This is a genomic window from Chryseobacterium rhizosphaerae (assembly GCF_003385455.1).
Lineage (GTDB): Bacteria > Bacteroidota > Bacteroidia > Flavobacteriales > Weeksellaceae > Chryseobacterium > Chryseobacterium rhizosphaerae.
In genome coordinates this window covers 1-12,644 of the sequence record NZ_QNUF01000019.1, presented here as the reverse complement: position 1 = coordinate 12,644, position 12,644 = coordinate 1, and the positions used below count along the sequence as shown (strand labels likewise).

At 32.8% G+C, this 12,644-nt stretch carries 9 protein-coding genes; 8 read left to right on the top strand and 1 reads right to left on the bottom strand.

The window, feature by feature from the left end:
- Nucleotides 1-216: 216 nt before the first annotated feature.
- Nucleotides 217-1,041, bottom strand: a complete 825-nt coding sequence (locus DRF57_RS15335) for a M12 family metallopeptidase (RefSeq protein ID WP_047485956.1) — start codon at nucleotides 1,039-1,041, stop codon at nucleotides 217-219.
- Nucleotides 1,042-1,969: 928 nt separating this feature from the next.
- Between DRF57_RS15335 and DRF57_RS15330 the strand changes: the two genes are divergently transcribed.
- The 8 genes from DRF57_RS15330 to DRF57_RS15295 form a co-directional block, all read left to right on the top strand.
- Complete coding sequence (locus DRF57_RS15330; protein WP_115919459.1) at nucleotides 1,970-3,883, top strand: polysaccharide biosynthesis protein; 1,914 nt, start codon at nucleotides 1,970-1,972, stop codon at nucleotides 3,881-3,883.
- Between the two features lie 241 nt (nucleotides 3,884-4,124).
- Nucleotides 4,125-4,913 carry a polysaccharide biosynthesis/export family protein gene (locus DRF57_RS15325; RefSeq protein WP_115919457.1) on the top strand — a complete coding sequence of 263 codons (789 nt, stop codon included), beginning with the start codon at nucleotides 4,125-4,127 and terminating at the stop codon, nucleotides 4,911-4,913.
- 3 nt (nucleotides 4,914-4,916) lie between these two features.
- On the top strand, nucleotides 4,917-7,253 hold the full coding sequence (locus DRF57_RS15320; RefSeq protein ID WP_115919455.1) for a GumC family protein: 2,337 nt from the start codon (nucleotides 4,917-4,919) through the stop codon (nucleotides 7,251-7,253).
- A gap of 2 nt (nucleotides 7,254-7,255) precedes the next feature.
- On the top strand, nucleotides 7,256-8,224 hold the full coding sequence (locus DRF57_RS15315; RefSeq protein WP_174772372.1) for an SDR family oxidoreductase: 969 nt from the start codon (nucleotides 7,256-7,258) through the stop codon (nucleotides 8,222-8,224).
- Between the two features lie 21 nt (nucleotides 8,225-8,245).
- Entirely contained in the window at nucleotides 8,246-9,538 is a 1,293-nt protein-coding gene (locus tag DRF57_RS15310; RefSeq protein WP_115919451.1) for a nucleotide sugar dehydrogenase, read from the top strand.
- Between the two features lie 535 nt (nucleotides 9,539-10,073).
- On the top strand, nucleotides 10,074-11,048 hold the full coding sequence (locus DRF57_RS15305; protein WP_123863332.1) for a hypothetical protein: 975 nt from the start codon (nucleotides 10,074-10,076) through the stop codon (nucleotides 11,046-11,048).
- On the top strand, nucleotides 11,045-12,142 hold the full coding sequence (locus tag DRF57_RS15300) for a right-handed parallel beta-helix repeat-containing protein (RefSeq protein ID WP_115919447.1): 1,098 nt from the start codon (nucleotides 11,045-11,047) through the stop codon (nucleotides 12,140-12,142). Before DRF57_RS15305 ends, DRF57_RS15300 begins: the two co-directional genes overlap by 4 nt.
- A partial coding sequence (locus DRF57_RS15295; RefSeq protein ID WP_157969901.1) for an oligosaccharide flippase family protein occupies nucleotides 12,142-12,644 on the top strand: 503 nt, incomplete at its 3' end. The genes DRF57_RS15300 and DRF57_RS15295, both read left to right, overlap by 1 nt.

Here is a 12,644-nt window from a genome sequence, read left to right as displayed (position 1 = left end):
GGCGATTTTTATTTTGGTGAAACTTATTTTAATGCTATTGAATTAATCTTTGTGTTGAGAAAAAAATTGAATACATAAAAAATAATAACAGTAAAGTTTATAGTCTGTATCCTATATATAATAAAGAAAAGCACTATTCGGTAATAATGCTTTTCTTGTTATTTTGAATGATGTATAAGATAAATATACCTTGTATAATCAGAGGTGTACAAATCTTTAGCTTTTTGGATATACTGTAGCAATAAATTGCTTATCTGTAGCTGATAAAACTGTGTTATTACCAACACTAAATCCGTTTGTAGTCAAATTTGAACTGATGCTATAGTGCATAATTGACAATTTATCATAAGCACTATATTGTGTCTGAGTGGTTGAATATTTTGCAAACAGATTATTATCTACCTGAGCTTGGGTCCAATAATTGGGAGCACCTGCATAATAGGCATATACCTTAGGTTTATCCCACGGGATAGCAGCCAAAGGATGTTGGTGTTCATGAATCATGCCAAGTGCATGTCCAAATTCATGAATGGTTGTTCTGCTGAACTCCGTATCAGTTGTTGAATCATTAAACCAACCAAAGTTCATCGTTTCCTGATTAGAGGCTATACTAAGCGCGTCTTTTCCTATATATGAATAAGATCCTGCACCAGAGATAAAGGAAACACGAATCTGTGCGGTACCGCTGGTGACAAACTGAAAGGTGATGTTGGCATATTGGGACCATTGTTGCGCATATTGCATTACTTTGTTGCGAACTTTAGTAGTACCTCCGGTAAGCTTTACGGTAATCACACTTCCATTTGGCCATTTTTTACTGGAAACAACCGCTCCCTTTGAGGCGGTTCCTGGAATATAACCTTCTCCGGGAAGATAAACATCTTTACACATTTGTGTATTTGCAAAATCTGCCGACGTACCTGCATTTAATGCAGTTTGTGCTTCCGGGCTTTTTTCCTCTATATTGTCGTTGGTAGTATTACATGATACCATTGCCATCGAAATAAATGATCCAAGCAAAATTCTCTTGTGTAATTTCATAATTTTCAGTGTTTTGAGTTAATTGTTCTTTTTTAGATTGCTAAAAAGATAAAATATATTTGTTTGTGATATGGTTTTTGTTAAATTAATGTATTAATTTCAATTTTGGTGACGATCAAATGTAGAATAAAAATATATTCACACCCTTTATTTTTTTTATAAATTTAAGTTTTAACCCATACTACTTATATACTACACTTACCTTAATCGCCTTCTACTACAAGTGTATTTATTGGTTTGAAAAAACTAAAGCATGATGTGATTTTTAAGAAAAACATTATTGGAAAAACTTAAATAATATCTCTGGAGGGAGAATTGAGTGGCAAAAAATAGTTTGACAGATCTTATGTTATAATTTCCTGAACAAAATTGATTGTATAAAAAAATTTTTTGGGTGCCAAAATTCAGACAAATTGACCCAAGAAAATATCAAATTAGTTCTTTTAATTTTTTTTTAAGCTTTATTTAAGCTTCGTTTAATTTTTTTTGTTAAATAATTGAATTGATTAAATCGTTTTTAATAAATGGCAAATTTTATTCATTATTAAATTATAATTTCTCTTATGAATTGTGAATAATTAAGTTTTCAAACTTGTGTGAATCTTAAAAAAAGTTTTCATAGAATAAAAATTTAGAAGTGTTGTTTTTCTTTTGTTTTAGGCTGTTTACGTGATTTTACAGACAAGATATGTCTACTTTTTTTAACATTTTTTTTAGAATTTTAAAAAATTTGTTAATTTTTTAAAATACTAAATGCATATATGATTCAGTTTAAAGTATATAGTTATTTTTTTATTTTTTTATGAACAAAAATTGATCTATGGTATTGAATATGTAAATAATAATTTGTTACATTTGCTTTGAAAAAAAAGACACCAAATGTTGAATTAAATAAAGTTTTAATGCTTTTTAGTTCTATTTTTTTAATATGGGGAATGTTTTCAGGATCAAAGAGTTAAGGTATTTACCTAGATGGCTGGTTTTTTTTATTGATATTTCGATTTTTTCTTTTTCAATTTTAATTTCATATCTGTTCTTAAAAAACCTTCAGGTAAAGATTAATTTTATTGAATATTTCAATGAAAAGATTTTTGTGATTATTGGGATCAATATTTTCTTTATGTTTTTGTTCAAAACATATGCGGGAATTATAAGATACTCAACTTTTTTTGACTTCTTTAAAATTGTATGGGCTTCAGGTAGTACTCTTATCGTTCTGCTTGGGTTAAATTTTATATCAGAACTTATACTGGGGAAACCAGTGTACCTGTATCCTGTTCTTTTTTTGTTTTTCTTTATTTCTACTTTTCTGATGTTCTTTTTCAGAATGGTAACCAAGCAGCTTTTTAGAATGTTTAGGGATTCCAAGAAAGATCCATCTAAAATAAGAATTGCTGTTATAGGTGTAGAAGGTGAATCTGTATCATTAGCGAACGCTATTATTCATAATCCGGGTCATGCGTATCAGTTAGCGGGATTTCTTAGTGCCAGACCAGACTCTAAAAAAGCAATGTTGCTTGGACACAAGATTTATAATAAGCAGAGCCTTCTTAGAAATGATCATTGGGTAAGCCGGTTTGATGCGATTTTAATCAATGAAACAATGCCCAGACCTAAGATGGAAGATTGGACGGCTTTAGCATTAGATAAAGGATTGAAAATATTAAAGGCTCCAAATGTCAATCACACGAAAGAGGAAGGTATTATAGGGGGAATTCGTCCTCTTCAGATTGAAGATTTATTAGACCGTGCACCGATAAAAATAGAAAGTGAAGAGGTGAAAAGCCGTCATTATAATAAAAGTATTTTGGTTACCGGTGGAGCAGGGTCTATTGGAAGTGAAATTGTAAGACAGGTTGCTCAGCTGGATTCATCACTTATTGTCGTTGTGGATCAGGCAGAATCACCTTTGCATGAACTGAAGCTTGAATTGTTGGAAAGGTTTCCCAATCAAAAATTCAAGTTTGTGCTGGCGGATATTTCCAACCTTTACAGACTGGAAAAGCTATTTGAAGATTACAGTTTTTCAATAGTTTATCACGCTGCAGCATACAAGCATGTTCCTTTGATAGAAGATAATCCGCACGAAGCTATTTTTGTAAATATTGGAGGAACTAAAAACTTAGCGTTGTTATCCAGACAATATAATGTTGATCGTTTTGTGATGGTATCTACAGATAAGGCTGTGAACCCTACCAATGTAATGGGGGCTTCTAAAAGAGCTGCTGAGCTTTTTGTGCAATCTTTGCAAGATTCTTCGGATAATACAACCAAATTTATTACCACGCGTTTTGGAAATGTACTGGGTTCTAATGGTTCTGTCATCCCGCATTTCAGAAAGCAAATTGCAAAGGGAGGCCCGGTTACCATTACCCATCCGGATATTATTCGCTATTTTATGACCATTCCTGAGGCTTGTGAATTGGTGCTTCAGGCAGGAACAATGGGGAATGGAGGCGAAATTTATGTTTTTGATATGGGGAAACCTATTAAAATTCTGGATCTGGCAAAAAGGATGATCAAATTGTCAGGATATACTCCGGATGTTGATATTAAGATTGATTTTATTGGTTTAAGACCCGGTGAAAAGCTATATGAAGAGCTCTTAACGGATAACTCTACTACTATTCCTACCCATCATGAGAAAATCATGATATCAAAAGATCCGGTGATGGAGTTGGAAGACATAGAAATTTTATGTAAACAGATTATGAGGTCGGCGATAAAAAAAGATGGGTTACAGGTTGTCAAGATTTTGAAGATCATTGTGCCGGAATTTATAAGTAACAATTCAGAATTTGAAATTTTAGATAAAACACCGGAATATGAAGTCTATCAGTAACATAGTGTAAAAAATATATAAATAACAAAAAAATAAGTAATTATTTTTGCTAAATTATCTTAATCGGAACGAAAATTGCATCGAGAAGAATTAATCTAAAAACAACATAATACATTAAAAATTTTCACAAAAAAGTGAAACTAATAATCATGTATTAAAAATACGTATCACGCTCCAATTATAGTGTAAACATAGATTCTAAATAAAATTGAGCGTTAACACCAATAGACTAAAAAAATATATGAAGAGAACTATTATTACGTATCTGGTACTGTTGTCGGTTACTTTGTTATCATGTAAGCCGAAACAAAATATGGTATATATGTCAAGGCATAATATGGAAGAAGAAGTTACGAAAGCAAAATTCCAGGGATTGCACATCCAGGAAGGAGATGTTCTTCTGATTCTTGTTTCAGCGCTTGATGAGATTGCTGTAAAGCCCTTCAACCTTAATACGGCAAATAAAGTGGGGAGTGAAGGCGGAACCGGAATTAATCAATATGTACAGCCAAGTGAATACTTAGTAAATGATGAAGGGTATATATCCTTTCCGGTATTAGGAAATGTATACAGTAAAGGAATGACCCAGATACAGCTAAAGCAAGAGCTGGAATCCCGTCTAAAGAGATACCTGACAGACCCTATGGTATCCATTACTCTGAAAAATTTTAACGTAAGCATTTTGGGGGAAGTAAAAGACCCAGGGCAGAAACAAAGTGTTTCACAAAAAATTAATGTCTTTCAGGCATTAGGACTTGCGGGTGATATGACAGATTTTGGAGACCGTACGAATGTAAAACTTATCCGTACAGGGGATGATGGAGTAGATCAGGTTGTTAATGTTGACCTAACCCGATCCGACATTGTAAGCTCACCGTATTATTACATCAAGCAAAACGACATATTATATGTACAGCCGGATAAAAACAAACAGGTTCAGGCTAATACTAATCCGAACAGAGCACTTACCTTCCAGATTATAGGAGCATTATTAACGGCAGGTACTCTTATAATTGCTTTAACACGATAGAATATGCAGCAGATGGAATTTCAGGCAAAAGAAGAAAAATTAAATATAGGGCAGACTATTTCTAAATACCTTTACAAATGGCCGTGGTTTATTGCCTCTATTTTGTTATTTGTATCAGGTGCTTATATTTACCTTAGGTACAGTGTGCCTAAATATCAGTCGAAAACGACTCTTAAATTTGATAAAAAACAAAATGACCTTTCCTCAGCTTTGGCTGATCTTGATAATCTTGGAATTGGTCTCGGTAATTCTGATGAATTAAAAAGTGAAGCAGCAGTAGTGAATTCACGACCGATACTCATGCAGGTTGTTAAAAATCTTAATCTCAATATAGAATATTTCAATGCAGGAGAATTTAAGGATTCGCAGCTATTTATTAATGCTCCTATAACTGCGAAAATTCTTACTTATACTAAAGAAAAGTTTGTGTCCTCCGCTTATACCTTAACTGATATAAAGGGAGACCAGTTTACACTTCATGACCAAAAGAAAAAAGAAATTGTGGGGAAATTCAATATTCCTGTACAATTGGATTTTGGAACAGTCATATTTCAAAGAAATTCTTCTGTAGCCATTAAGTCTGAATATAAAGTTATTTTTTGGAACCCTATTGAAAAGGTAAAAAAACTTGAAAAAACAATACAGGTGAATTTGCCGGATGAAAAGGCTATGTTGATGGACATCAGCTTGATCGGATCTCTTCCCGAAAAATCAGAAGCTATTCTTAATGAAGTGACTAAACAATATAATTTGGATGGTCAGAGAGATAAGAATCTACAGGCTCAGAATACCCAAGAATTTATAGATAAAAGACTTGAGGTGATTACTAAGGATCTTTCCGGAGTAGAAAACCAGAAAGAAGATTTCCAAAACCGTAATCGTATTGTAGATTTGCAGGCACAGGCAGAATTAGCTTTGCAAAATACAAGTGAAAATACTAAGGTCCTTCTTCAACAACAGGCTCAGCTTGACCTTCTGAATTCACTTTCTACAGAAGCTGTAAAAAGCAACAACCAGCTTATGCCGTCTAATCTAGGGTTGAATCCTTCATTAGAACAATCTATTTCTCAGTATAATACACTTGTAATCAGTAGAAATAAAACCCTTAAGCAGGCGACCAATGAAAACCCAGCTGTCATAGAAATGAACAAGGAGATTGCCTCTTTAAAGGATATTATCCGTGATAATATTCGTGAACAGAAACAAAGTGTTCAGACGGGGATTGCTCAATTACAAAATCAAATAACAACCAATAAAAATGTTATAGAAAAAGTTCCAGGACAATCTAAAATTTATAGAGGAATAGAGCGTCAGCAGAATCTTAAAGAACAACTATTTTTATTTCTCCTTCAAAAAAGGGAAGAGAATGCAATTAATTTATCAGTAGAAGTACCGAAAGCAAAAATTGTAAATCCTGCCTTTACAGAAGACACTCCTGTATCTCCTAAAAAAGATATTATTTTTCCAGGTGCTTTTTTCCTTGGGCTAGTAATTCCATTTGCAATTTTCTATTTGCTATTCCTTCTGGATGACAAGATTTATAGCAGAAGTGATATAAAGGAACGTTCAGGGTTAGGGGTATTAGTTGATATTCCTTCACTGAAAAATAATGAAAATCATCTTGTACAGAAAAATGACTTTTCAGAATTGGCTGAGGCATTCAGGGTACTTGTTTCCAATCTTAAATTTGTTTTACCTACAAAAGAATCAGCTAAAGTAATTATGGTAACTTCTTCGGTAAAAGGAGAAGGGAAAACCCTAGTATCAGTTAACCTTGCTCTTACCATAGCCAATAAAAACGGAAGAGCACTCCTTATTGGTTCAGATATCCGTAATCCTCAGATTCAGAGATATGATAGTGAACCCGTGAAAAGAAAAGGGCTTACTGAATTTTTATATGATGATTCAGTGAATGTTGAGGACCTTATCCATACATCGCACACCAATCCTTCATGTGATGTCATTTATGCTGGAGCTATTCCTCCTAATCCACAGGAACTTCTTTCTAATGGAAGATACCAAAAACTTATTGATCAGATGTCTTCTCAGTATGCTTATATTATTATAGATTCTGCACCGCTTATGCTAGTTTCAGATACTCTTAGTATTGCTGATACTGCTGATGCTACCTTATACGTAGTAAGGTCTGCTATATCAAGAAATATCTTAATAGATTTTGCCAATGATTTGGTGAGAGATTCTAAACTTAGTAATGTATCTTTTATCGTTAATGATGTTTCAAAGCGTGCAGGAGGGTATGGATACAACTATAGTTATGGCTATGGTTATAGTCAGACAAAAGACAAAAAAAATTGGTTGAAGAAAATATTTAAATCATAAAAATGTATAAAATTTTAATTACAGGCGGAGCCGGTTTTATTGGTTCTAACTTAACGGAATATTTTTTAAATAAAGGATATGACGTTGTCTGCTTGGATAATTTTGCAACGGGGCACCGTCATAATATCGAGCCTTTCCTTACAAATCCAAAATATAAGCTCATTGAAGGAGATATCCGTGACTTGGACGTTTGCCACAAAGCAGTAGAAAATGTAGATTATGTATTACATCAGGCAGCACTAGGTTCTGTGCCAAGATCAATTAAAGATCCTATTACAAGTAACGATGTGAATGTTTCAGGTTTTTTAAATATGCTGGTTGCGGCGCGTGATGCCAATGTGAAACGTTTTGTATATGCTGCTTCATCATCCACATACGGTGATTCTGCATCATTACCCAAAGTGGAAGATGTAATCGGAAGACCATTATCACCATATGCTATTACTAAATATGTAAATGAATTGTATGCTGATGTATTTGGAAAAACTTACGGAATGCAGTGTATTGGGTTAAGGTATTTCAATGTATTTGGAAGAAGACAAGACCCGAACGGAGCTTATGCCGCAGTGATTCCATTATTTGTAAAACAGCTGATCAACCACGAATCCCCTACAATTAATGGTACAGGAGATTATTCACGTGATTTTACTTATATCGATAATGTGATTCAGATGAATGAACGGGCGATGCTTACAGAAAATCCGGAAGCAGTGAATACGGTTTATAATACAGCCGTAGGAGACCGCACTACATTGAATGATTTAATTGGATACCTTAAAAAATACTTAAGTGAATTCGATGAGAAAATTGCTGAAGTGGAAGTGAACTATGGTCCGAACCGTGTAGGAGATATCCCACACTCATTAGCATCAGTTGAAAAAGCAGAAAAACTATTAGGTTATCAGCCTACCCATACGATAGACAAAGGATTAAAAGAAGCTATTAGCTGGTATTGGGAGAATTTAAAGTAATATTTTTAAATCGATTTTTTTATGAATAAACAATATAAAATTGCCGTTATAGGATTGGGGTATGTTGGTTTGCCTTTAGCTCGATTATTTGCAACCCAATATCCGGTTGTAGGTTTCGATATCAACCAAAAAAGGATTGAAGAATTAAATACAGGGGTAGATACTACTTTAGAAGTAGAAAATGAAGTTTTAAAAGCAACATTAAAAGAAGAGAATCCTTTTTATAAAAATGCTGAAAAAGGCTTGTACTGCTCTGCTGATATTAAAGATATTCAGGACGCGAATATCTATATTGTTACAGTTCCAACTCCGGTAGATAAACATAATCGTCCTGATCTTACACCGCTATATAAGTCTTCAGAAACTGTAGCAAAGGTATTGTCGAAAGGAGATATTGTAATCTATGAATCTACTGTTTATCCAGGTGCTACTGAAGAAGAATGTATTCCTGTTCTTGAAAAGGTTTCAGGACTGAAGTTTAATCAGGATTTCTTTGCAGGATATTCTCCTGAGCGTATTAATCCGGGAGATAAAGAGCATACTGTAGAAAAAATATTAAAAGTTACTTCAGGTTCAACACCGGAAATAGGAAAGGTCGTAGATTCTTTATATAAATCTGTGATCGTTGCAGGTACCCATTTGGCTCCTACCATTAAGATTGCCGAAGCCGCCAAAGTCATTGAAAACTCACAGAGAGATATTAATATTGCGTTTGTGAATGAACTGGCAAAAATTTTCAACCTTTTAGAGATTGATACTCATGCAGTATTAAAAGCAGCAGGAACAAAATGGAATTTTTTACCATTCAAACCTGGACTGGTTGGCGGTCACTGTATTGGCGTTGATCCATATTACCTGGCACAGAAAGCACAGGAAAATGGATATCATCCAGAAATTATACTAGCTGGACGTCGTCTCAATGATTCTATGGGGCAGTATGTTGCTTCTCAATTGGTGAAAACCATGATAAAAAGAAATCTCAATATCAATGGAGCTAAAGTGTTAAACTTAGGAATAACATTTAAAGAGAATTGTCCGGATGTACGTAATACTAAAGCTGTAGATGTGATTCAAGGACTTGAAGATTATGCTTTACATGTTACTACTTTTGATCCATGGGCGAAGCCTGAAGAAGTAAAACATGAATATGATCTTAATGTGGTTAATGTGATTCCAGATGAAAAGTTTGATGCTATTATTCTGACAGTGGCACATAATGAGTTTATGGATATTAACCTGAATGATTATTTAAAGGAACAAGGAATCATTTATGATGTAAAAGGAGTCTTGGATCAATGTGATTCCAGACTGTAATAAATTTAAAGTTGAGAGAACAGGTGAAATTTCACTTTTTCTCTTAGCTTTTTCTGGAAGTTATTCCGTTTTTCAAATATTGAGTACCGTATTGTATAATTTTTATTTAATTAAGAAATAAACACGCCTGTTGAGCATGGAGATAAATAAATCATATAAATTAGTTTTATTCTCTTTAAGTTTTCTATTTTTCTCTATAGGTTTTTTTATCTATGGGAAAGTTAGCAATACTTTCTATCAGAATGTTTATGTTCTGCCAGTAGGATTAGGCTTTTTTACATTATTTATTTCGAACATCTTTGTAAAGCTTAAGTCATATTTCATTTTTTGGATTATTACAATTCAGCAGCTAATAAGGTATATCATAATTCCCTGTCTTTTTTTAGGAAATGACAAATTGAAGTTTGGTAGCACCACGGTTAATGAGGCCTATGCTGTTTCAATGATGATCATTGAGTTGTTATTTATATTAATTGCCTATTATATTTGTACTTTTTCAAAAAAGGTAAAATTAAAGACCAATAAATTAAATTTTTTGCAATTAAATACGGTTACTACCGGCTTGTTTTTTCTATTTATATTAATTATTGCTACCAATAAAAGCTTTTTACATAAATTAAGTTTTGTATGGGATATTTCAGCCTATTTAAGACTTAAAGTCTCCGGAGACCTGGAAAGTGTTTCTCCATTAGTGAGTATTATGTTTCCTGTAATGAGGGCATATATAGTACTTTATATCTTCTCATTTATCGATTCATTTAAGTTAAAACAGAGCACAAAACTTATCCTGTCTATCATCGTTGTATTGATCAATGCAACGATTATTGTTGGGATCAGCCGATTCAGTATTGTATATGCTTCTTTTCCTTTAATACTCTTATTAGTTTATTTTTACCCTGTTTATAGGAAAAAAATTGTAGGATATACGTCTGCTTTCTTTGGACTTATATTACTGGCCGCTTCAGTTTCCAAATTTTCAGAAAGCACGAAAAAAGCTGATGTAGGTGGACTTCTGAGCCTTCATCAATTGAACGCTTATTTTGGAGGGGTAGCCAATTATGCAATAGGATATGATTCTTATAAAAAAAATGATGTAAATCCTTTTGACAAGTACTATTACTTTATCTCTGATATCAGTCAAAATATACCCTTATTGTCAAAGTTTTCAAATGACAACTATAAGACGAACATTAAATTTAACAATCAAATATATGGATCAAGCCGTTCCAGGGATCAGATTGTCCCGATCTCTGTAGCAGGACTATATCATTTTTCAATTTATTTTTTTTACATCTATATTTTTATATTAACTATTCTGGCGTTCAAATTTGAAAAAGAAGCCTATTCTACAAATTCACCGGTTTTGTTTTTCTTATATATCATCTTAGCTTTTGGCTGTTCAACCTCTATGATGATTAATATAGGATCAATTTCTGCAACATTATTTATCAATCTGGTTGTATTTATACCATTCTTTACAATAATTAACAAATTAACTCCAACAAAATGAAAAAGCTGATATTCTTATTTTTAGTATTAATATGTTTTTTGGGTAATTGCCAATATTATGTTAGTAATCGTTTTTCAGATTATGAAGTGGTTAAAACTAAATATTTTAAAACTGCTAAGGATCTTACAGGTTATTTGCCAAAAGGATATTCTACAAAGGGTGATATTGATTATACCTCATATATCCAGAAAGGACTTAACGAGAATTCAATCCTTATGATGCCTGACTTTCCTATTCTCGTTAATGAAAATGGCCTTACATTAAAATCTAATCAGAAAATTCTTTTCCAAAAGAATTCAAAGTTGATGATGAAACCTAATGCTAAAGATCGTAATGGTATACTTAATCTATTTAATATTCAGCATGTAGATATTTATTATCCCAGTTTAACAGGTGACAGACATAAACATTTGTCGACTACCGGAGAGTGGGGAATGGGAATCTATATATTGTCTAGTAGTAATATTAATATTATCGGGTCTTATATAGAGAGTAATTGGGGAGATGGAATTTGTATAGGTGGTAGAAACGGAGTTAGTTCTTCAGATATAACCATTAAGAATGTTGTTTTAAAAGATAACCGCAGAAATGGGTTAACCGTTGGAGCAGTAACAAATATGTTATTGGAAAATGCATACATAGCGAATACATCAGGAATCAATCCTCAGGCTGGAATAGATATTGAGCCGGACAACAATTATTATGACATAAAAAATGTGAAGTTTAATAATATAGAAACTGAAAATAATGGGAATTACGGAATCATAATTTCACCCGGCAATTTGGTTGGCAAACAGCAAAAGGCCATTTCAGTTACAATAAATAATTTCAAAGATAACGGATCTAAAATTGGTTTTGGAATGGCTGTTACAAGAGACAAAGCTAACACCGGATTTTCAAAATTAAATGGAGACATAAGTATCAATAACTTTTCTTCTCAAAATAATGCAACAGCAAAGTTCAGATCATTTAAAGGAGCTCCACATCAAGTAAATATAAATATGGATTTTGGGAAACTGGGAGCAACTTCTAGAAATGCAAATGGCTATGGTCAAAAGTTTAAAAATAATGACGAAACGATTACCTTAAAATAATGATTAACAGAATAAAAAAGATTTTTAACACCAAGGATAAAAAAGCATTGTTAGAAAACTTTGTTTCATTATCTGCATTGCAGCTAGTGGGAATGTTGCTGCCATTAATTACTCTGCCTTATATATTAAGGGTAATAGGGTTTGAAAAATATGGAGTTATTGTCTTTTCAGCATCACTTATAGCTTATTTTACTGCTTTAACTGATTTTAGTTTTAGAATTACAGCTACCCGCGATGTCGCTATTTATAGAGACAGTCCCAAAAAACTAAATATTATTTACAGTAAAGTCTTAACAATTAAAACTCTTTTTTTATTAATTTCCTGGTTGATCATTGCTATAGTAGTTTGTCTGTATCCTCCGTTTTATGAAAACAAAGAGATTTATTTTTATACAAGCTTACTTTTATTAGGGTATGTATTATTTCCCGAATGGTTTTTCCAGGGTATTGAAAAAATGCGTTATATCACTTATCTGAATTTGGGAATTAAGCTTTTCTTTAC

Coding starts and splice junctions, on each gene's coding strand:
- DRF57_RS15315 (WP_174772372.1), top strand. CDS start 7,256: ATGTATAAAATTTTAATTACAGGCGGAGCCGGTTTTATTGGTTCTAAC.
- DRF57_RS15330 (WP_115919459.1), top strand. CDS start 1,970: ATGGGGAATGTTTTCAGGATCAAAGAGTTAAGGTATTTACCTAGATGG.
- DRF57_RS15310 (WP_115919451.1), top strand. CDS start 8,246: ATGAATAAACAATATAAAATTGCCGTTATAGGATTGGGGTATGTTGGT.
- DRF57_RS15335 (WP_047485956.1), bottom strand. CDS start 1,041: ATGAAATTACACAAGAGAATTTTGCTTGGATCATTTATTTCGATGGCA.
- DRF57_RS15325 (WP_115919457.1), top strand. CDS start 4,125: ATGAAGAGAACTATTATTACGTATCTGGTACTGTTGTCGGTTACTTTG.
- DRF57_RS15300 (WP_115919447.1), top strand. CDS start 11,045: ATGAAAAAGCTGATATTCTTATTTTTAGTATTAATATGTTTTTTGGGT.
- DRF57_RS15320 (WP_115919455.1), top strand. CDS start 4,917: ATGCAGCAGATGGAATTTCAGGCAAAAGAAGAAAAATTAAATATAGGG.